Source organism: Rathayibacter sp. AY1F4 (genome assembly GCF_002931775.1).
Lineage (GTDB): Bacteria > Actinomycetota > Actinomycetes > Actinomycetales > Microbacteriaceae > Rathayibacter.
Window position 1 is genome coordinate 46,112 of record NZ_PSVE01000020.1, and the last position, 19,877, is coordinate 65,988.

Genomic DNA, 19,877 nt, shown 5'->3' on the forward strand with positions numbered 1-19,877 from the left:
GTCCACACCGCAGGAGGGATCGCTCCGGCGGCCCGTGGATCCGCGGATCCCGGTGCCCGTGGGGCGATCCTTCCTGCGGTCTGAGCACGGCGCGGCTCCGGCACCGCTCTGGCGCGGCTCGGACGGGCGCGGCAGGCTGGGGGGATGAGCGACGACGCGAAGCAGACCCTCCTCCGCTACCTGCAGGAGGGGCGCGACGCCCTGCTGCAGAAGCTCGACGGGCTCGACGAGTACGACGTGCGGCGGCCGCTGGTCGCGACGGGCACGAACCTGCTCGGCCTGGTGAAGCACGTGGCGGGCACCGAGGCGGGCTACCTCGGCGCCGTGTTCGGGCGGCCGTTCCCGGAGCCGATGCCGTGGATGGAGGACGAGTCGGAGCCGAACTCGGACATGTGGGCGACGGCCGACGAGTCGACGGCCGACGTCGTCGCGCTGTACCGCCGCGTGTGGGCCCACTCCGACGCGACGGTCGCGGCCCTTCCGCTCGACGCTCCCGGGCAGGTCCCCTGGTGGACGAACCGCGACGTGACGCTGCACCGGATCCTCGTCCACATCACCGCGGAGACGCACCGGCACGCCGGCCACGCCGACATCGTCCGCGAGCTGATCGACGGGCGGGTCGGGCTCCGGACGCCCGGCGACAACCTCCCGCCGGTGCCGGAGGAGTGGTGGCCGGAGTACCGGGAGCGCCTCGAGTCGCTGGCGCGCGCCGTCCGCGACCGGGGCTGACGTGCCGGCGTCCGTCGGCACCGCGGTCACGCCGGCACGCGCGGCGCGGCTGCTCGACGACCTCGATCCCGCGACGGAGGAGGCGCTCGACGCGGCCCTGGGCGGTCGCGGTCGGGGCCGGGCCGCCCTGCAGCGGCGCCGCGACGGCGCGTCGCCGGAGGAGCGGAGACAGCGGGCCGCGCTCGAGCGCCGGGCGTTCAGCGCGGAGGCGGACCCCGCGGCGCTCGAGGAGCTGGCACTGCTGCGCGCGCAGCTCCGCGAGCGGGAGGAGGCGCTCGACACCGCGGTCGCGGAACTGGCCCCGCCCGCCGGACCCGCAGCGGCCCAGGGCCGGATCGGCCGCGGGACGGCGAGCGACCGGACCGGGATGCGCCGCGACCGGACCGGCCGCGACGAGACCGGCCGGGACGAGTCGGGCCGAGGCGAACCCGGCCGGGACGCGGCGCCCGGCTGGGGCGAGCGCAGTGAGACCACCGGAGGCGCCGACGCCGACTCCCGCATCTCCGCCCCGCCCCGCCCGCGCCGCCGCCTCGGGGTGATCGCCGCGCTCGTCGCCATGCTCGGGCTCGCCGCCCTCGGCACGGCCGCCTCCGTCGCGCTGGCCCCTCGCCCGTCGCTGGAGGTCTTCACCGAGCCCTGGGCCGTCCCCGACGACGTCGCCACGCGCCCGCTGTCGACCCTCGCGAGCCTCCGCGTCTTCCACTGGGGGCCGACGCGCTACCTGGGCAGCATCGCCGGAGTCGACTACTTCGCCACCCTCAGCCTCGACTCCTTCTCGGCCGCGGAGCTCGCCGACGAGTCCGTCTGCCTCTACGGGCTCGCGCGCTCCGACGGCGACGTCGTCGTCACGGACTGCGCGGCGACCACGGACTTCGTCGCGAGCGGCATGGCCCTCTCGCCCGACGACTACCAGGGCGACGCGGGCGGCACCGGAGTCGCCTGGGGTCCGACCGGGGGGATCCGCTCGGCCGGCTGAGGCGGCTCCGCCCGACTCCACCCGGCCCGCCCGACGTCCCCGATCAGCCCCCCAGGCCCCGCCCCGTCAGACCCGCCGCGTCGACGCCCGCTCCACCAGCGGCATCGGCACCAGCACCCGCTCGCCCGGAGCGCCGCTCAGCAGCAGCTCGACCGCCCGGCGGCCCATCTCCTCGTGCGGCAGCGCCACGGTCGTCAGCCCGGGGCGGAGGTAGGCGGCCAGCTCGTCGTCGTCGAACGACACCACGGCGACATCGCCCGGGATCGAGAGCCCCGCCTCCGCGACCGCCTGGTAGGCGCCGAACGCCATCCGGTCGTTGAGGCAGAGCAGGAGGCGGATGTCGTCGCGCCGCGCCAGCAGGTCGGCGACCGCGCGGTGGCCGTGCTCGGGCTCCCAGTCGGGGATCGACTCCTCGGCGACGAACGCGAGCCCCTTCTCGGCCATGGCGTCGCGGATGCCGGCGACGCGCTCGGCCACCGTCGCCGAGCGGAAGCGGTCGCGCTCGACCTCGTCGTTCTGCCCGATCAGCGCGATCCCGTCGCGGTAGCCGTGCGCGTGCAGCAGCTCCACCGCGGCACGTCCGCCCGCGTACTCGTCGGGCAGGATCGACGCGGGGTGCTGCGAGTTCGTCGCGTTGAGCATCACCACGGAGGTGGAGGCGGGCAGCTCCGGCACGTAGAACTCGCGGGAGCGCATCGAGGCGAAGATGATGCCGTCGACCTGGCGGTCGAGCACCGCGTCGACGGCCTCGGCCTCGCGCGCCGGATCGCCGCCGGTCTCAAGGAGCAGGACGACGTGCCGGGCCGCCTCGGCCGCCGTGAGCGCGCCCTTGATCAGGCCGCCGGCGAAGCGCGTGGTCGCGATCTGGTCCGAGATGAAGCCGATCGTGCGGGTCTTGTCGGTGCGGAGGCCGCGGGCGGCGACGTTGGGCCGGTAGTGCAGCGCCTCGGCGGCGGCGAACACCCGCTCGTGGGCGTCCTTCGACAGTCCGGTCTCGGGCTTCCCGTTCAGGATCATCGACGCGGCCGAGATCGACAGCCCGGCCTCGCGGGCCACGTCGGCGAGCGTCACGCGCTTCTTCGCCATGCCCGCCGCCTCCCGCCGTCGCCCTTGACAAGTCTTCCGTGTGCACAGACTATATCCACACCTGAAACCTTTTAGTCCCCCGCTCAAAGGTTTCAGGCGGCCGTCCGGAGCCGCGGCTCGAGCCCCTCCGGGCGGCCGGGCACCAGCAGCACCTGCACCCACGACGAAGGAGTCACCGCATGTCTTTCCCCACCCCCGGCGCGCCGATCGGCCGCAGGACCGTCCTGGTCGGCGCCGGCTCGGTCGCGGCCCTGTTCACCCTCGCCGCCTGCGCGCCCGGAGGTTCGAGCGCTCCGGCCGCGAGCTCCTCGGTCGACGTGAGCACCGAGCTCACCAGCGACACCGTCGAGCTCGTCATCGCCGACGAGACCGGCTTCCCCGTCACCGACAAGCTGACGGAGGAGTTCACCAAGCAGTTCCCGAACGTCACCTTCACCATCAACCGCGACACCTTCGCGAACCTCACCGCCAACTCGCCGAAGCTGCTCGCGAGCGACACGCCCCCGGACCTCATCCGCCTCCCCACCATCGGCGACACCGTCAAGGACGGCCTGCTCGCGAACCTCGACCCGTGGTTCGACGCCTACGGCTGGGACGCCTGGTCGGCCTCGCAGCTCGCCCCGCTCCGCGTCGACTCCGACGGCGTCCGCGGGAAGGGCTCGCTCTACCAGCTGGGCCTGGGCTACAGCGTCACCGGCATCTACATGAACCTCGAGCTCGCGAAGCAGCTCGGGATCGACGCCCCGCCGACCACGCTCGCCGAGTTCGAGGAGGACCTCGCGAAGGCGAAGGCCGGCGGCGTCCTGCCGATCATGGCCGGCGACAAGGACGGAGTGGTCAACTTCGTCGTGCAGGCGGCGATGAACCAGTACGCCGACAAGCAGGAGATGGCCGATTGGATCTTCACGGTCCCCGGCGCCACCTACGAGACCGACGGCAACCTGAAGGGCGCCGAGCTCATCCGCACCTGGGCCGACGCGGGCTACTTCCCCTCGGACATCAACGCGATCGACTACTCCTCCTTCGTCAGCCGCTTCCAGGGCGGCGAGGGCCTGTTCGCCTTCAACGGCAACTGGGCGGCCGCCGACACGCAGACCAAGATGGGCGACGGCGTCGACTTCTTCCTCGTGCCCCCGGCCGAGGAGGGCGGGAACCACGTGGCCATGGGCGCCGCCAACTCGTTCTCGGTCGCCGCGAAGTCGTCGCACCTCAACGAGATCGTCTTCTTCCTCAACTGGATCCACACGAACGAGGCCGCGCGCCAGATCGTCGTCGACGTGACCGGTGCCGCTCCCGGCGGCGACCCGGCCCAGGCGCTCCCCGAGGTCGAGTCGGGCTCGCTGCTCGAGCAGGCGCTCGCCATGTCGGCGCAGATCGGCGCGGAGGACGGCCAGGTCGACTTCATGTCGAACGCGACCGCGGGCATCTACGCGGGCGCGATCATCCCGGAGTCGCAGCTGCTGGTGACCAGCCAGATCTCCGGCCAGGACTTCGTCACGGCCGTGCAGGAGTTCTACGCGAAGGAACTCGCCGGATGACCGCGGCCGGCCCTCTCGTCTCGAGCGCCGTCGACCGCGGGGGCCGGAGCGGGACGCCGCGCCGCAGGAGCACTGCGGCGCGGCGGGCGACCCTCGTCGGCTGGCTCTTCGTCGTGCCGGCCCTGCTCGTCTACATCGCGTTCGTCATCTACCCGCTGATCACCGGGGTGCAGTACTCGTTCTACAAGTGGAACGGCGTCGGCCCCTCCGAGTGGGTGGGCTTCGCGAACTACCTCCGCGTGTTCACCGATCCCGACCTGCTCGGCTCGATCGGCAACGCCTTCGTGCTGATCCTCTACTTCACGGTGATCCCGGTCTCGGCGGGCCTGGTCCTCGCGAGCCTGCTGCGCTCGATGCGCCCCGGCGTGTTCTCGAGCGTGTCGCAGACGATCCTGTTCCTGCCGCAGATCATCCCGCTCGCCGCGGCCGGCATCGCCTGGTCGTGGATGTACTCGCAGACCGGAGCGGTCAACCAGATCCTGCAGGCCGTCGGGCTCGGCTCGCTCGCGCGGCCGTGGCTGGGCGACTTCCAGACCGCCCTCCCCGCCGTCGGCCTGATCGGCTCGTGGGTGCTCACCGGGCTCTGCACGGTCCTCTTCCTCACCGGCATCGGCAAGATCGACGTCTCGCTCTACGAGGCCATCCGGCTCGACGGAGGCACGTGGCTGCGCGAGTTCTTCACCATCACGGTCCCGGGCCTGCGCCAGGAGATCTCGGTGCTCACCACGATCACCGTGATCGCGGCGCTGAGCAGCTTCGACATCATCTACACGACCACGCTCGGCGGCCCCGGCCGCTCGACCCTGGTGCCCGGCATCTCGATCTACCGGATCGGCTTCACCCAGAGCGACGTGGGGCTCGCCTCCGCCTTCGGGATCGTGCTGATGGTGCTCGTGCTCGCCTGCGTCCTCCCCCTTCAGCGCCTCTCGAGAGTGAGCGACCGATGATCGTCACCAAGTCCGAGGTCGTCATCGGCCGCGTCGTCCTGATCGTCGTGCTCGTGCTGACCGTCATCCCGCTGGTCAACATGCTCTCGGCGGCGCTGCAGCCGGCGGACGTGAATCCGACCGGCCTCACCTGGCCGACGGACCCGCAGTGGGGCAACTTCGCCCAGGCCTTCGAGACGGGGCACGTCCTGCAGCTGATGGGATCGAGCGCCCTGATCGTGCTCGGCGTCGTCCCGATCAGCCTGCTCTTCGCGACCCTCGCCGGCTACGCGCTCGGCAACCTGCGCATCCGCGGCGGCGGGTTCGTCTTCGTGTTCCTCATCCTCGGGCTCACGATCCCGTTCGAGTCGCTGATCATCCCGCTGTACTACGAGATCCAGTCGCTGGGCCTGCTGAACACCCAGTGGGCGATCATCCTGCCGCTGATCGGGCTCTACATGCCCTTCAGCGTCGTGTGGATGCGCGCGCACTTCGTCCGGATCCCGTCCGAGCTCTCGGAGGCGGCGCGCGTGGACGGCGCGACGACCTGGCAGGAGTTCCGGCGGATCCAGCTGCCGCTCGCGCGCCCGGCCCTGTCGGCGCTCGCGATCCTGCTGTTCCTCTGGACCTGGAACCAGTTCCTCCTGCCGGTGGTGCTCGTCTCCGATCCGCTGGACCGCACCGTCGCCGGAGCGCTCACCTTCTTCCAGGGGCAGTACAGCAACAGCATTCCGCTGCTCAACGCGGGCGCGCTGCTGATCATCGTGCCGACGATCCTGGTCTTCGTGATCTTCCAGCGGCAGTTCATCACCGCTCTGCTGCAGGGCGCGGTGAAGGGGTGACCGCGGTGCACGGAGTCGTGGAGCCCGGGTTCGAGGGGGTCCGCGACGCCTTCGCCGAGGCCGTCCGGCCCGGCTCGGGAGCGGCGGTCGCGGTGCGGCTGCACGGCCGGTCGGTCGTCGACCTCTGGGCGGGAGAGGCGGGGGCGGAGGAGCCGTGGCGGGAGGACACCCTCAGCGTCGTCTTCTCGTGCACGAAGGGCCTCGTCTCCCTCCTCGCCGCACGTCTCGTGCAGGAGGGGCTGCTCGACTACGACGCCCGGGTGGCCGACTACTGGCCCGAGTTCGCCGCGGCGGGCAAGGCCGACGTGCGCGTGCAGGACCTGCTCGCCCACCGGGCCGGGCTCTCGGCCCCCCGCCTCCCGCTCACGACCGCCGACCTCGCCGACTGGGACCTCGTCGCAGGGCGCCTCGCCGAGCAGGAGCCCCTGTGGGAGCCGGGCACGGGGTACGCCTACCACCCGATCACGCACGGCTGGCTGATCGGCGAGGTGATCCGCCGGGTGACCGGGCGGAGCGTCGGCGCCGCGTTCCAGGAGCGGATCGCCGGACCGGTCGGCGCGGAGGCGTGGATCGGGCTGCCCGCCTCCGAGCAGGGCCGCGTCGCGACGATGCTCGTCGGTCCCACCCTCGCCGAGCTCACGGCGGCGCAGGCCGCGGCGCGCACCCCCGGAGTCGTCGACTGGGGCGAGCGGGCGATGACTCTCGGCGGTGCGCTGCCCGTCGAGCTCGTCGGACCGGGCACGGGCTTCAACGATCCCGTGCTGCAGGCCGCCGAGATCCCCGGAGCGGGCGGCATCGGCTCGGCCCGCGCGCTCGCCGCGATCTGGTCGGCGGCGTTCACCGAGACGGACGGCGTGCGGCTGCTCGAGGACGCGACGATCGAGCGGGCCACCGCTCCGCTCAGCAGCGGCCCGCCGGTGTGGCCGGTGCCGGGCCCGTGGCCGGCCTGGGGCTGCGGCTTCCAGCTCGGCACGGACGCGCGCCGGTACCTCACGCCGAGCGGCTTCGGGCACGACGGCGCGGGCGGACAGGTCGCCTTCGCCGACCCGGACGCGGGAGTCGGCTTCGCGTTCCTCACCAACCGGATGGAGGGGGTCGGCGACGTGCGCGCGACCCGCGTCGTCGAGGCGCTCGCGACCGCGCTGCAACTGCCCACTCCGCGCGGACTCTGACCCCTCCGCCCCACCCCCGTCAAGGGCTGGGGCGCCCGGTCGGCGCCGTCCTAGCGTCGGGGGACGGGCCGACCGGAGGGGCGGTCCGGGATCCAGGGGAGGGCGAGATGCAGAAGCTGTACTACGCGAGCGGATTCGTGCTGCTGGGCGACGAGGTGTGCTCGGCGGTCGTCGAGTACGCGCAGGCGCTGGCGAACGTGGGGAAGTCGGACCTGGTCGTGGTGCCGTCGCTCTCGGACGAGGGGCTGCGAGGCGAGACCCGTCTCCTGGTCGGACCGGCCAGCCAGCTCTTCACCAGCCCGGCGCTCGACCGCGGCGTCGACCTCGACGACCCGGAGGCGGTGGAGTCGATGCGCGAGAAGACCCGACGGCTCCAGCCCGCGCGGCCGACCGTGCAGCCGCGCGGCGAGGGCGACGACAGCGAGGACGACGGCGGGACCGACTACCTCTGACGCCTCAGGTGTCGAGCGTGGTGCTGGGACGCTCGCCGAAGCGGTGGGCGTACGAGGCCGAGAACCGGCCGAGGTGCGCGAAGCCCCAGCGCCGTGCGACCTCGCTGACGCTGACGCCTCCGGACTCGCCCGCCCGCAGCTCCTTCTGCACGCCGTCCAGCCGGATCCGCCGCAGGTAGTCGACCGCGGTGAAGCCGAACTCGCGCCGGAACTCGGTCTGCAGCGTCCGCAGGCCGATGCCCGCCGCGTCGGCGATCTGCTCGGTCCGGAGCGGCTCGCGGGCGTGCTCGTACATGTACTCGATAGCCTGGCGGAGGCGCCCCGAGCGGGGTACTCCGAGGTCGCCGGGAGTGTCCAGCGTCGAGTGCGGGAAGGTCTCGAGCAGGGCGACGGCGACCGCGCGGTCGGCCTCGCGGCGCAGCAGCGGCGAGCTGTCGGCGTCGTAGATCACCCGGGCGACCGTCGCGACGGTCGCCGACCAGCGCCGCAGCGCCGCGCCCTCGGGCCGTGAGGTCGTGTCGAAGAGGAGGGGGCCGCGGGTGCCCTCGACCTCCTCCGCGATGCCCTCGAGGTACGCGCCGTCGAAGTGGATGAGGTTCTGGCGGTAGTCGTGGAACTCGAACCGGCTGGGGCGGTCGTTGACGAAGATCGCCGGCTGCCCGAATCCGAGGGTCACCGCGTCGCCGTCGAGATCGGTGACGCCCGCGCCGGCGGTCAGCCACGAGACGACGTACTCGCCCTCGGTCTGGATCGAGCCCTGCACGGAGCCGGCGAACTGGCTGCCGCGGAGCGTCACATCGCCGTCGCCGACGGAGGTGTAGCGGTACGAGAAGTCCTCGCCGGGCTCGACGACGAAGCGGTGCCCGTTGTACGACTGCTCGAAGAGGGCCCGCGCCTGCTCGATGTCACGCCCGCCGATGTCGGAGCGCATGACCTCGTCCTTCTCGTTCATCCCGATCAGGGTCGCACGAGGAGCGCTCCTCACCGCGTGCCCCGAACGGGGAATTCGTTAAGCGGATAAACCAGTTGCGGGTCCGGCGGCGCGGGTCATGGCCTGGACGGTCGCCGCCTGGAACTGCGTGAGCAGCACCACGGTGTGCCGCGCTCCGGCTTCCACGGCGAGCGAGAAGGTGGCGCCGGCCGGAGTGGCCCGCCAGGAGCGGATGTCGCGGGTGCCGACGCGGGTCGAGTCTCCGGTGCCGGCGCTCCGCAGCACCAGGGAGTCGGGCAGCACGCAGAGCGCGCCCGTCACGCCGTCGACAGTGGAGGAGCACTCGAAGCCCGCGTCGTCGTGCACTGCACCGGCGAGCTCGACGAAGTCGGTGACCTCCATCGGCTCGTCGTCGTCGCGCCTGGACACGGCGCGCTCAGGCAGCGTGCGTGAGCCCGGAGGACTCGGGCTGCTGCGCCGGCTCGGTGACGATCCGCAGGCCCCGGCCGCTGTTGGCCTCCTCCATCAGTGCACGCACCCAGGTGGCGTTGATCGCCGGCATGCGGCTTCCGTGGAACGAGAACTGGAGAGGGATGGTCGGGTGCAGCCAGAGCGTCTGGCGTCCGGTGCCGTGCGCGCTCGAGGCGTCGAGCTGGAAGGCGAACGCCTCGTCGCGACGGAACTTGTTGATCATGACGATCTGGAGGTGCGCGAGCGCGCGGTCGTCGATCTCGTGCGAGGTGGGGGGAGTGCCGTAGAGGAGAGCGCCCATGGTGCGTGCCGCCGTTCTGTGCTGTGTCGCGGGTGCCGGCCGCGACGGTGGGGTGCCCGGCGAGTGCCGCCGGAAGGGGGAGTGCGAGATGGTGGGGGTGTTCGTGGGGAGCAGGACCCGGGGTGTGCTGTGCCGCCGAGTCGAGTGTCCGGAGTGTCGATCCGGGGGTGCCGGGCTCCGGGATGTCGAGCCCGGATGCCGTCGCGCCGAGCCGTCGATCCCCCCTGACGCCTGCTCTGCAGGCCCGTGGAGTCGGGCGGTCGGGCCGTCTCTCCGGCTGTTCTCCGAAAGTACGCCCCTCGTTCGGAGGGCACGTGCCGCTATCCGGAATGCGAAGCAGTGGCCCCGGCCGCCGGGCGGACTCCCAGCCGGGTGACTCCGGGGCTCAGTCGCGGGGTGCCGCCGGTGGGCTGTGCGGCTGCGTCGAGACGCCGCGCTCGTGCGCGAGACGCCGTCTCGGCAGTGGTGTGTCGGGCGGGCCGACGGTGTCTTGGCGTGGCGGGTGGAGCGGGAGGAGGCGTGACGCTGCGCTCACTGGACAGCGCGTGCGGCTCCGTCGAGACGCCGTCTCCGCGGCGGTGTCTCGGCGTGCGCGGGAGGGTGCGCTCCTCCGCGAGTCGTCGCGCCGCTCCGGCGGGGGCGCAGGCGCTCAGAAGGCGTAGCGGACGCGGCAGTAGGGGAGGCGCTCGGCGAGGAGGGCGCGGAAGCGGTCGAGGCTGGCGCGCTTGAGGTCGCGTCGGTAGCGGATGTTGACGGCGCCGTTCTCGGAGACCTTCTGCTCCTGGCGGCCAGGCTGCCAGAGCAGCGACTCCGCCGTGGGGTGCCAGCCGAGGTTCACCTCGTGCAGGCCCTCGTTGTGGGTGAGGAGGATCACCTCGGCCGCGAGCTGCGCCTTCGCCCGCGGGTGGAGGGCCGCGTCGAGCTGGTCGAAGAGCTCGGTCCAGTCCTGCTGCCAGGTCTCGGTGAGGATCACGGGCGAGAAGTTGACGTGCACCTCGTAGCCGGCGTCGACGAAGTCGTTGATCGCCGCGATCCGCTCGGCCATCGGCGAGGTGCGGATGTCGGTGACCTTCGCCGTCTCGGCGGGCATCAGCGAGAACCGGATGCGCGTGCGCCCGAGCGGGTCCCACTCGAGGAGCTCGCGGTTGACGTACTTGGTCGCGAAGGACGCCTTGGCGGTGGGCGACATCCGGAACAGCTCGCAGAGGTCGCGGACGTTCCCGCTCAGCAGCGCGTCGACGGAGCAGTCGCTGTTCTCGCCGATGTCGTAGACCCAGGCCTCCGGGTCGCACTGGTTCGCCTCTGTCTTGGGGCCCTGCTTGGCGATGTGCCGGGCGAGGTGGCGCTGGATCTGCTCGATGTTCGTGAAGAGCGTGATCGGGTTGCTGTAGCCCTTCCTCCGCGGCACGTAGCAATAGACGCACGCCATGGCGCAGCCGTTGGCGGTGGAGGGGGCGATGAAGTCGGCCGAGCGGCCGTTCGGACGCGTGACGAGCGACTTCTTCACCCCGAGCACGAGCGCCTCCGTCTTGATGCGCACCCAGCGCGCGACGTTCGCCTCGTCGCCGTGCACCTCCGGGATCAGCCAGTGCGACTCGACGGGCACGATCTCGGCGCCCGGCCACCGCGCCACGACCTCCTGCCCGCGGGGCAGCTCGAGCGCGGCCGGCTCGGCGTAGATCCGCCGGACGTCGAGCAGGCGCCGCTCGCGGACCGGCGCGGACGCGGGGCTCGGAGCGGTGTCGGACATGAGTCCGTTCTACCGGCGACCACCGACATCCGCGGAGGCGGGGCCGTCGCCCGCCGCGCAGGTCCTCCGCCCGCCTGCAGGAACCGTTGCGCCGCTCCCTCAGGATGGAGGCATGCCCTCCTCCGCCGACCGCTTCCGCCGCGCCGCCGTCGAGCTCGCGCAGACCTCCGAGCGGCAGGTCGAGTGGGCGCTCGCCGTCGCTGACGACGCGCGCCTCCTCGCCCTGATCGACGAGCTGCCCGCGCAGCACCGGCAGCCGTCCCTCCTCTTCTCGGTCGCGCGGCTGCTCGGCGTGCCCGATGTCGACGGCGCCGGATTCGCCGCGTGGTTCCGGAGCGAGTGGGCGCGGGTGGCGCCGGTCGCCGCCGAGCGGAGGACGCAGACCAACGAGGCGCTGCGGTGCGCGCCCCTGGTCGCAGCGCTGGAGCGGATCACGGAGCCCGGTGAGCCGGTGGCGCTCGTCGAGATCGGCGCCTCCGCGGGGCTCTGCCTGGCGCCGGAGCGGTACTCCTACGCCTTCACGGCGAGCGACGGCGAGAAGCGGCTCGGGTCGGGCGCGCCTCTGCTGCGGTGCGCGGTGAGCGGAGGCGCGGCGCCGGCGCGGCTGCCGGTCGTCGCGTGGCGCCGGGGTCTCGACCTGGCGCCGCTCGACGTCCGCTCGCCCGAGGACGTCGCCTGGCTGGAGGCACTGCTCCCGCCCGACCGCCCGGAGCGGACCGCGCGGCTCCGCTCGGCCGTGGAGACTCTGCAGGACGACCCGCCCACGATCGTCGCGGGCGATGCGGCCGCCGAGCTGCCCGCCCTGCTCGACGCGGTGCCGCCGGGTCTGCGGACGGTGGTCGTCTCGCTCGGGACCCTGGTCTATCTTCCGTGGGCCGCGCGCGAGAGCGTCCTGGCGACGGTCGCCGATCGCAGCGCGAGCCTGGTGACGCTCGAGGCGGAGGCGCTGCTCCCGCACCTCGTCGCCGCGCGCGGGGACCGCACGGCTCCCGAGCCGACCCCGTTCCTGCTCGCCGCCGACGGCGTCCCGCTCGCGAGCGCGGCCGCCCACGGCGGCACCCTCTCCTGGCTGGCCTGAGGCGCGCTCCCGCGCCGGGTGCGGGGTGCCCCAAGCTCGGGGAGGCGCCCGGCGCCCGGTGATCGCTCCGCCCCGGCGCTCGACCCGCGCCCACTGTTCAAGAGTTGTCGCACTCAGCGTCGAGTGCGACGACTCCTGGACTCTCGCGGAGGAGCGGACGGCGGAGCGCAGGACTCAGAGCTCAGAGCCACAGCTCAGAGCGTCCAGCGTCCAGCGCTCGAGCGCCCTACAGCCCGTCGACGACGAGCTGCGTCGCGCGCGGGACGTAGGAGGTGTTCGTCGTCGGGTCCCAGCCCACGAGCGCGACCGCGTCGCCGCCGACGCGCGCGGTGATGCCCACGAGCGAGAACGGCTTGCCGCCCACGGCTCCGGACACCTTCCAGCCGAGCGTCTCGTCGGCGCCGGTCAGCGTCTGCTCGGTGCGCTCGACGGTCGTCTCGACCGGCACGCCCTGCATCGCGAAGAGCGTCGAGCCGGAGGCGCAGCGCGTGGTCGCGTCGGTGGCGCTCGCGAGGAGCGAGGCGGCCGCGTCGGCGGTGCCGGTGCTCGACACGACGGCGGTCATGGAGCGGTCGGCGCTGGTGCCGTACGAGAGTCCGGCGGCGGGCTGCGCGGTGTCCCAGCCCAGGCCGAACGGCGAGAGGCAGCTCGCGTCGGTCGCGGTGAGGCCGGGGTAGATCGAGTCGAGCATCTCCTGGATGCTCGCGTACTCGCCGGGCACGAACTGCACGCCGGTCAGCACGGCGGCCACTTGCTCGCCGGTCTTCTGAGCGGTGTCGGCGGTCGGGGCGGCGGCCGTCGCGGTAGCGGACGGGGCGGCCGACGAGGAGGGGAGCGTCGGGGTGAACGGGCGGAGGGTCGATCCGCTCGTCGCGGTCCCCGCGCAGCCCGAGAGGGCGAGCAGCAGCGCGCCTCCCATCAGAGTCGTGCGCAGCAGTGTCTTGGACATCATGTCTCCCCCTTCGCCCGCCGGCGCCGCACCGGGGCGCCTGAGGCTAGCAGAGCCTCGCGTCCCGGAGGCGGCCCGGCGCCGCCCGCAGGACGGAGGCGGCCCGGTGGCACCCGCAGACCGGAGGCGGTCCGGCAGCGCGTGCGGATCGGAGTCGGCCCGGCCCCGCCCGCACGACGAAGCCCGGAACCCCGAACCCACGCCTCCGACGGCCGCTCGCGCCTCCGCTCCGCAGCTCAGATCTCGGTGTGCCCGAGCTCGGCTCCCGCGAGCAGGCGGATCTCCGGCTCGGCGATGCCCTCCAGCTCCAGCACCACGACGCGGTTGCGGCCGGTGCGGGTGACCGGCGAGGGGACGATCAGCGTCCGCTGCGGTCCGCGGCGCCAGTAGCGTCCGAGGAGGAAGCCGTTCACCCAGACCAGGCCCTTGCCCCAGTGCAGCGTGTCCACGTAGAGGTCGGCCTGCTCGTCGAGATCGAACGAGCCCGAGGCGAGCTGCGGCCCGGCCGAGAACGCCGGCGACGCGACGGCCAGGTCGGGGAGGCACTCGAGCGCGAGGGCACGCGCCGCCCAGCCGGTCAGCGGGGCGCCGTCGAGCGTCACGCCTCCGATCAGGCCCTTGTGCTCGCCGATGCGTGTGCCGTAATTCACCCGGCCCTGGTTCTCGACCAGGATCGCGAGCTCGCCGCGTCCGCTCGGCAGCGTCAGCGCCCGCTCGTGGTGGTCGCGCGCCAGCACGCCCACCGGCAGGCCGTCCAGCAGCACCCAGGCGCGGTCGCGCACCTCCTCGCCCACCACGAGGCGGGCCGGAGCGGAGGAGCCGTCGAGCGTCGTCGTGAAGAGCACGAAGCCGTCGTCGTGGCCGAGGTCGTCGAAGCTGGCCATCGCGTCGAGGTGCGCGGCCGGTCCGAACGCCTGGCCGAGGCCGAGGAGCGCCGGGCCGGGGACGAGCGGAGTGGTCAGGGCGGGGGCCGGCGGGCGCACCGCGGGCACCTCCTCCGGCACCGGCGCGTAGCGCGCGATGACGTCGCGGAACGCCCAGAACTTCGCGGTCGGGTCGCCGCCCTCGTCGAGCGGGGCGTCGTAGTCGTAGCTCGTCGTGATCGCGGCGTAGCGGCCCTTGTCGTTCGCGCCGCTGGTCAGGCCGAAGTTGGTGCCGCCGTGGAACATGTAGATGTTGACCGAGCCGCCGGCCGCGAGCAGGGTGTCGAGCTCCTGGGCGGAGGCGTCGGCGTCCGTCGTGTGGTGCTGGGTGCCCCAGTCGTCGAACCAGCCGCACCAGAACTCCATGCACATCAGCGGGCCGGTGGGCTGGAACTCGCGCAGCGTCGCGAGGCGCTCCGTGGTCCGCGAGCCGAACGAGCCGGTGAGGTGCAGGCCCGGCAGGCTGCCGTCGGCGAGCATCTGCGGAGTGGGCTGGTCGATGGTGGTCAGCGGCACCGTGATGCCGGAGTCGCGGGTCACCCGCACGAGCTCGGCCAGGTACTCCTTGTCGGAGCCGTACGCGCCGTACTCGTTCTCGATCTGCACGAGGACCACGGGCCCGCCGGCATCGATCTGGCGCGGAGCCACGATCGAGTACACGCGGCGCAGGTAGTCGCTGACCGCGGCGAGGTAGTTCGGCTCCGAGCGGCGCACGCCCACCTCGGGGTCGCGGAAGAGCCAGGCCGGGAGGGCGCCGTTGTCCCACTCCGCGCAGATGTAGGGGCCGGGGCGCACGATCGCGTGCATGCCCTCGGCGGCGATCAGGTCGAGGAAGCGGCCCAGGTCGAGCCCGGCGTCCTCGCGCCACTCGCCGCGGCGCGGCTCGTGCGCGTTCCAGGCGACGTAGGTCTCGATGGTGTTCAGGCCCATCAGGCGGGCCTTGCGGATCCGGTCGGCCCAGAGGTCCGGGTGGATGCGGAAGTAGTGCAGCGCCCCCGACAGGATGCGGTGCGGGCGGCCGTCGAGCTCGAAGTCGGCGGCGCCGATGGCGAAGCGGCTCTCGGGAGCGGTGGTCATCTGGATCCCCCTCAGGATCGGTGCCCGGTGTGTCCGAGCGTGAGAACGACGCGGGGCCGACCGGAGCGATCCGGCCGGCCCCGCGTCGAGCAGTGGTGCTACTCCGAGACGGTGAAGCCCTGCGCGTTGCCGTACTGGACGAGCTTGCTCTGCCAGTCGGCGAGGCCCTGGTCGAGGCTGGTGCCGTTGGCGTAGGCCTGGCCGACGGTGTCGCCGAAGACGCTGTTCGCGTAGACCTGGTAGGGCAGGTACGACCAGCCGGAGCGGACGTCCTTCGAGGCCTGGGTCAGCACCTCGTTGATCTTCTGGCCGCCGAAGTACTCCGACTCCTGACCGGTGAAGTCCGAGCTGTCGAGGTCGGCCGTGGTCGACGGGAATCCGCCGCTCTGCAGGAAGACGTCGACCGATGCCTGGTCGCTGTTCAGCCAGCGCAGGAACGCGGCGGCCAGCGCCGGGTTCTCGCTCTGCTTGGTGACGGACTGGCCGCCACCGCCGTTCTCGGCGCTGACGGCGGTGCCGTCGTAGGTCGGGATCGGCGCGACGGCCCAGTCGCCGGAGGCGTCAGGGACGCTGGACTCCAGCACGCCGGGCATCCAGGCGCCGGTCACCAGGGAGGCGATGGAGCCGTCGGCGAGGCCCTTGTACCACTCGTCGCCCCAGGCGGGGGTGTCCGAGAGCAGCTTCTTCTCGACGAGCTGGTTCCAGACGCCGGTCCACTTGGCGGTGCCCTCGTCGGCGAGGTCGATCTTGACGTCCGTGCCGTCGGTGGTGAACGGCTCGCCGCCCGCCTGCCAGATCATGCTGGTCGCGAAGCCGGCGTCGCCGGTGTCGGCGGTGATGTACTTCGACGGGTCGGCGGTGTGCAGCTTCTCGGCCGCGGCGACGTACTCGTCCCAGGTGGCGGGAACGGCGATGCCGTACTGGTCGAAGACGGTCTTGTTGTAGAACAGCGCCATGGGGCCAGAGTCCTGCGGGAGGCCGACGAGCTTGCCGTCGATGTTGACGCTGCCCCAGGTGGAGGCGGAGTACTTGTCCTCGAGGTCGCCCATGCCGTACTGCGACAGGTCGAGGAGCGAATCCGACAGGGCGAACTGCGGCATGGCGTAGTACTCGATCTGGACGACGTCGGGGGCGCCCGAGCCGGCCTTGATCGCGTTCTCGAGCTTGGTGTACTCGTCCTTGTTGGTGCCGGCGTTGACGAGCTCGACGTCGACCTTCGGGTAGGCCTTCTCGAACGCGGCGACCTGCGCCTCGGCGCTGGGGGTCCAGCTCCAGTACGTGATCTTGCCACCGGCCTCGAGGGCGGAGTCGAGGTCGGCGGCGGAGCCGGCGCTCGTGGTCGTGCCGCCACCGGAGGTGGACGAGCAGGCCGCGAGGGAGCCGGCGGCCAGGGCCGCGACGGCCGCGACCGTCAGGGTCCGCCTGAGGGCGGAACGGGCGATCTTCATGGTGGTGTTTCCCTTCACTTCTTCGTGCTGCGGGTGCTGTGGACGGGGCAGGACGCTCCGGCCGGGGGATGGGTAGGGGGAGGGCTCAGCCCTTGACGCTGCCGGCGCTCAGACCGGACTGCCAGAAGCGCTGGAGTCCGAGGAAGGCGACGACGATGGGGATGATCGTGAGGAGCGAGCCCGTGATCACGAGGTTGTAGATCGGCTGCGCGCTGACACCGGTGGCCTGCGCGTTCCACTGGTTGAGGCCGACGGTGAGCGGGTACCAGGTGGGGTCGCTCAGCATGATCAGCGGGAGGAAGTAGTTGTTCCAGGTCGCGACGACCGAGAACAGCAGCACGGTCACGATGCCGGGGGCGAGGAGGCGGATGGAGATGGTGAAGAAGGTGCGGAACTCGCCCGCCCCGTCCATCCGCGCCGCTTCGAGCAGCTCGGTGGGCACCGACTCCACCGCGTAGACCCACACCAGGTACAGGCCGAACGGGCTGATCAGCGAGGGGATGATGATCGCCCACGGGGTGTTGGTCAGGCCGAGCTGGCTGAACATGAGGAACGTCGGGACGGCGAGGGCCGTGCCGGGCACCGCGATCGCTCCGAGCACCACGGCGAAGACCGCCTTGCGGCCCGTGAAGCGGAACTTCGCGAGGCCGTAGCCGGCGAGCGTCGCCAGGAGCGTCGCTCCTCCGGCGCCGACGACGACGTAGAGCAGGGTGTTGCCGAGCCAGCGGAGGAAGATCCCGTCGCGGTAGCTGAGGGTGTCGGCGATGTTCTGGAAGAACACGAAGTCGCCGTCGAACCAGAGGCCGAAGCTCGAGAGCAGGCCGGCCTGCGTCTTCGTCGCGTTGATGACCAGCCAGGCCAGCGGCACGAGGCTGTAGAGGATGAAGACCGACATCAGCAGGGTGAAGGCGATCGACTTCTTGGGCTGCACCGAGGAGCCGCGGCGGGCGGCCGGGCGCTTCGAGGCGCGGGCGGGCGTCCGGGGAGCGGTCGCGAGGGCCATCAGTTCTCCTTCCGCGCGCCGCGGAGCTGCACGACGTAGGCGATCACCGCGGTGATCACGCCCATGACGATGGCGACCGTGGCCGACGCGTTGTACTGCTGACCGGCGAAGGACAGGTTGTAGGCGTACATGTTCGGGGTGAAGTAGGTGGTGATGATGTTCGGCGCCAGCGTCCGGAGGATGTTCGGCTCGTTGAACAGCTGGAAGCTGCCGATGATCGAGAAGATCGTGGCGATGACGATCGCGCCGCGCAGGGCGGGCAGCTTGATCGAGCGGATGACGCGCATCGGGCCGGCGCCGTCGATCTCGGCCGCCTCGTAGAGCTCGCCGGGGATCGTCTTCAGCGCGGAGTAGAAGATGAGCATGTTGTAGCCCACGAACTCCCACGTCACGATGTTGCCGATCGAGGCGAGGATCCAGTCGCGCGAGAAGGGCTGGACGACGTCGGAGCCGAGCAGGTCGTTGACGTTCGCGGCCAGGCCGAAGTTGTCGCCGTAGATGAAGCCCCACATCAGCACCGCGACGACCGCGGGGACGGCGTAGGGGAGGAAGACCACGATGCGGAAGAAGCCGGTGCCGTGGAGGCGGCCGCTGTCGATCGCGAGGGCCGCGACGAGGGCCAGCACGAGCATCACGGGGACCTGCACGACGAGGAACAGCAGGACGCGGCCGAAGCCCTCCCAGAAGTTCGGGTCGGTGAAGATCGCGGTGTAGTTCGCGAAGCCGACGAAGGAGTTGCCGCCCACCAGCTGCTCGCGGAAGAGGCTGAGGTAGATCGAGTAGACGACCGGGGCGATGAAGACCAGGAGGAAGACGACGAGGAAGGGGGCGACGAACGCCAGGCCCTTCCACTCGCTCTTCGCCCGCGACTTCGGGGCCGCGAGGGGGGACGCCGGAGGGGCGACCTCGCTCAGCGGGACGGGGGGAGACGTCGTCGTCATGAGATTCCGTTCGGGGGAGTAGTGCGGGCCCGCCATGTTCACGTCAACATGGCAGAGCGTCACCGTAGCATGTCCACGTCGCCACCCGCGACTGTTCCGGCGTCACGGTTCGGCGCACGATGCACCACGGCTGACGGGCGGCGCGCTATAAAGGGAAGCCCATGTCACTCGAGACCGACCGCCCGTCCCCGTCCACCCGGCCGCGACGCGGCGTCTCGATGGCCGACGTGGCCCGGCGCGCGAACGTCTCGGGCCAGACGGTCTCGCGGGTGTCGAACGGCAAGCAGAACGTCGACGGCGAGACGCGTGAGCGGGTCCTCGAGGCGATGCGGGCCCTCGGCTACCGCCCCAACAGCGCGGCGCGGGCCCTTCGGACGGGCCGCTTCCACAGCATCGGCGTGATCATGTTCACGCTGTCCTCGTTCGGCAACATGCGCACCCTCGACGCCATCGCGATCGCGGCTGCCGACGCGGGCTACTCGATCACCCTCATCCCCGTCTCCCACCCCACCCAGGGCGAGGTGTCGGTCGCGTTCCACCGGCTGAGCGAGGAGGCGGTCGACGGCGTCATCATCATCGTCGAGGCGCACCTGCTCGACGAGGCCGACATCGTCCTCCCGCCGGACCTGCCCGTGGTGGTCGTCGACTCCGCGGGCGGCGAGAAGTACCCGGTGGTCGACACCGACCAGATGTCGGGCGCCCGCCAGGCCGTCGAGCACCTGCTCGGACTCGGCCACCGCACCGTGCACCACATCGCCGGCCCGGACCGCTCCTACTCCGCCGAGCGCCGCCACGAGGCGTGGGAGTCGACCCTGATCGAGCGCGGCGCCCCGGTGCCGGAGGTGCTGGTCGGCGACTGGTCCACCGACTCCGGCTACCGCCTCGGCAAGCGGCTCGCCGCCGATCCGGAGGTCACCGCGATCTTCGCCGCCAACGACCAGATGGCGCTCGGCGTGCTGCGCGCCCTGCACGAGGCCGGGCGCGCCGTGCCCGGCGAGGTGAGCGTCGCGGGCTTCGACGATATGCAGGAGTCGGCGAGCTTCTGGCCGCCTCTCACGACGGTGCGCCAGTTCTTCGGCGACACGGGCCGCCGCTCGGTCGACATCCTCCTGCGCGAGCTCGAGTCGGGCGAGCGCACCGGCGTCTCGCTCGTGCCCACCCGCCTCATCGTCCGCGAGAGCACCGGCCCGGCCCCCGCCGCCTCCTGACGCTTCCGCGGAGCCGGCCCGCGGAAGCGTCAGGAGGCGGCGGGGGCCGGGCCGGTGCTCTCGCGGACGATGAGGC

Annotated in this window: 19 protein-coding genes; 9 read left to right on the forward strand and 10 right to left on the reverse strand. The window is 72.2% G+C overall.

Going from position 1 to position 19,877, the window contains the following annotated elements; genetic code table 11:
• Window positions 1–144 precede the first annotated feature (144 nt).
• Both C5C59_RS12845 and C5C59_RS12850 read left to right on the forward strand, forming a co-directional pair.
• Window positions 145–729 carry a DinB family protein gene (locus C5C59_RS12845; RefSeq protein WP_104239177.1) on the forward strand — a complete coding sequence of 195 codons (585 nt, stop codon included), beginning with the start codon at window positions 145–147 and terminating at the stop codon, window positions 727–729.
• Between the two features lies 1 nt (window position 730).
• Window positions 731–1,705 (forward strand): hypothetical protein, encoded by a 975-nt coding sequence (locus C5C59_RS12850; RefSeq protein ID WP_104251286.1) that lies wholly within the window; start codon window positions 731–733, stop codon window positions 1,703–1,705.
• 66 nt (window positions 1,706–1,771) lie between these two features.
• Here the strand turns inward: C5C59_RS12850 and C5C59_RS12855 are convergent, their stop codons facing one another.
• Window positions 1,772–2,791 carry a LacI family DNA-binding transcriptional regulator gene (locus C5C59_RS12855; protein ID WP_104239129.1) on the reverse strand — a complete coding sequence of 340 codons (1,020 nt, stop codon included), beginning with the start codon at window positions 2,789–2,791 and terminating at the stop codon, window positions 1,772–1,774.
• A gap of 179 nt (window positions 2,792–2,970) precedes the next feature.
• On the opposite strand from C5C59_RS12855, the gene C5C59_RS12860 reads away from it, so the two are divergent.
• The 5 genes from C5C59_RS12860 to C5C59_RS12880 all read left to right on the forward strand — a co-directional run bounded on the left by C5C59_RS12860 (window position 2,971) and on the right by C5C59_RS12880 (window position 7,721).
• On the forward strand, window positions 2,971–4,329 hold the full coding sequence (locus C5C59_RS12860) for an ABC transporter substrate-binding protein (protein ID WP_104239128.1): 1,359 nt from the start codon (window positions 2,971–2,973) through the stop codon (window positions 4,327–4,329).
• A complete protein-coding gene (locus tag C5C59_RS12865; RefSeq protein WP_104239127.1) occupies window positions 4,326–5,276 on the forward strand; it encodes a carbohydrate ABC transporter permease in 951 nt (316 codons plus the stop codon). The genes C5C59_RS12860 and C5C59_RS12865 overlap by 4 nt, the downstream gene beginning before the upstream one ends.
• On the forward strand, window positions 5,273–6,097 hold the full coding sequence (locus C5C59_RS12870) for a carbohydrate ABC transporter permease (protein ID WP_104239126.1): 825 nt from the start codon (window positions 5,273–5,275) through the stop codon (window positions 6,095–6,097). The genes C5C59_RS12865 and C5C59_RS12870 overlap by 4 nt, the downstream gene beginning before the upstream one ends.
• Complete coding sequence (locus C5C59_RS12875; protein WP_104239125.1) at window positions 6,094–7,269, forward strand: serine hydrolase domain-containing protein; 1,176 nt, start codon at window positions 6,094–6,096, stop codon at window positions 7,267–7,269. The genes C5C59_RS12870 and C5C59_RS12875 overlap by 4 nt, the downstream gene beginning before the upstream one ends.
• A 107-nt stretch (window positions 7,270–7,376) precedes the next feature.
• Complete coding sequence (locus tag C5C59_RS12880; RefSeq protein ID WP_104223414.1) at window positions 7,377–7,721, forward strand: hypothetical protein; 345 nt, start codon at window positions 7,377–7,379, stop codon at window positions 7,719–7,721.
• A 4-nt stretch (window positions 7,722–7,725) separates the two neighbouring features.
• Here C5C59_RS12880 and C5C59_RS12885 read toward each other — a convergent pair whose 3' ends face one another.
• From C5C59_RS12885 to C5C59_RS12900, 4 genes are all read right to left on the reverse strand, one after another.
• A complete protein-coding gene (locus C5C59_RS12885; protein WP_104239124.1) occupies window positions 7,726–8,673 on the reverse strand; it encodes a helix-turn-helix transcriptional regulator in 948 nt (315 codons plus the stop codon).
• Between the two features lie 57 nt (window positions 8,674–8,730).
• Window positions 8,731–9,081 carry a hypothetical protein gene (locus C5C59_RS12890; protein WP_104223412.1) on the reverse strand — a complete coding sequence of 117 codons (351 nt, stop codon included), beginning with the start codon at window positions 9,079–9,081 and terminating at the stop codon, window positions 8,731–8,733.
• A 7-nt stretch (window positions 9,082–9,088) separates the two neighbouring features.
• Window positions 9,089–9,424 (reverse strand): ATP-dependent DNA ligase, encoded by a 336-nt coding sequence (locus C5C59_RS12895; RefSeq protein ID WP_104223411.1) that lies wholly within the window; start codon window positions 9,422–9,424, stop codon window positions 9,089–9,091.
• Between the two features lie 649 nt (window positions 9,425–10,073).
• Window positions 10,074–11,174 carry a spore photoproduct lyase family protein gene (locus tag C5C59_RS12900; RefSeq protein WP_104239123.1) on the reverse strand — a complete coding sequence of 367 codons (1,101 nt, stop codon included), beginning with the start codon at window positions 11,172–11,174 and terminating at the stop codon, window positions 10,074–10,076.
• Between the two features lie 112 nt (window positions 11,175–11,286).
• Between C5C59_RS12900 and C5C59_RS12905 the strand changes: the two genes are divergently transcribed.
• Window positions 11,287–12,252: a DUF2332 family protein gene (locus C5C59_RS12905; protein ID WP_181134902.1), complete on the forward strand. Its 966-nt coding sequence runs from the start codon at window positions 11,287–11,289 to the stop codon at window positions 12,250–12,252.
• Window positions 12,253–12,478: 226 nt separating this feature from the next.
• Here the strand turns inward: C5C59_RS12905 and C5C59_RS12910 are convergent, their stop codons facing one another.
• From C5C59_RS12910 to C5C59_RS12930, 5 genes are all read right to left on the reverse strand, one after another.
• On the reverse strand, window positions 12,479–13,204 hold the full coding sequence (locus tag C5C59_RS12910; protein ID WP_104239121.1) for a hypothetical protein: 726 nt from the start codon (window positions 13,202–13,204) through the stop codon (window positions 12,479–12,481).
• Window positions 13,205–13,437: 233 nt separating this feature from the next.
• A complete protein-coding gene (locus tag C5C59_RS12915) occupies window positions 13,438–15,201 on the reverse strand; it encodes a beta-galactosidase family protein (protein WP_104239120.1) in 1,764 nt (587 codons plus the stop codon).
• Between the two features lie 98 nt (window positions 15,202–15,299).
• On the reverse strand, window positions 15,300–16,649 hold the full coding sequence (locus C5C59_RS12920; RefSeq protein ID WP_104223423.1) for a sugar ABC transporter substrate-binding protein: 1,350 nt from the start codon (window positions 16,647–16,649) through the stop codon (window positions 15,300–15,302).
• 85 nt (window positions 16,650–16,734) lie between these two features.
• Window positions 16,735–17,544, reverse strand: a complete 810-nt coding sequence (locus tag C5C59_RS12925) for a carbohydrate ABC transporter permease (protein ID WP_258062773.1) — start codon at window positions 17,542–17,544, stop codon at window positions 16,735–16,737.
• Between the two features lie 107 nt (window positions 17,545–17,651).
• Complete coding sequence (locus tag C5C59_RS12930; protein ID WP_104226355.1) at window positions 17,652–18,593, reverse strand: carbohydrate ABC transporter permease; 942 nt, start codon at window positions 18,591–18,593, stop codon at window positions 17,652–17,654.
• Window positions 18,594–18,754: 161 nt separating this feature from the next.
• Between C5C59_RS12930 and C5C59_RS12935 the strand changes: the two genes are divergently transcribed.
• Complete coding sequence (locus C5C59_RS12935) at window positions 18,755–19,801, forward strand: LacI family DNA-binding transcriptional regulator (RefSeq protein WP_146076621.1); 1,047 nt, start codon at window positions 18,755–18,757, stop codon at window positions 19,799–19,801.
• The last annotated feature ends 76 nt before the right edge of the window (window positions 19,802–19,877 follow it).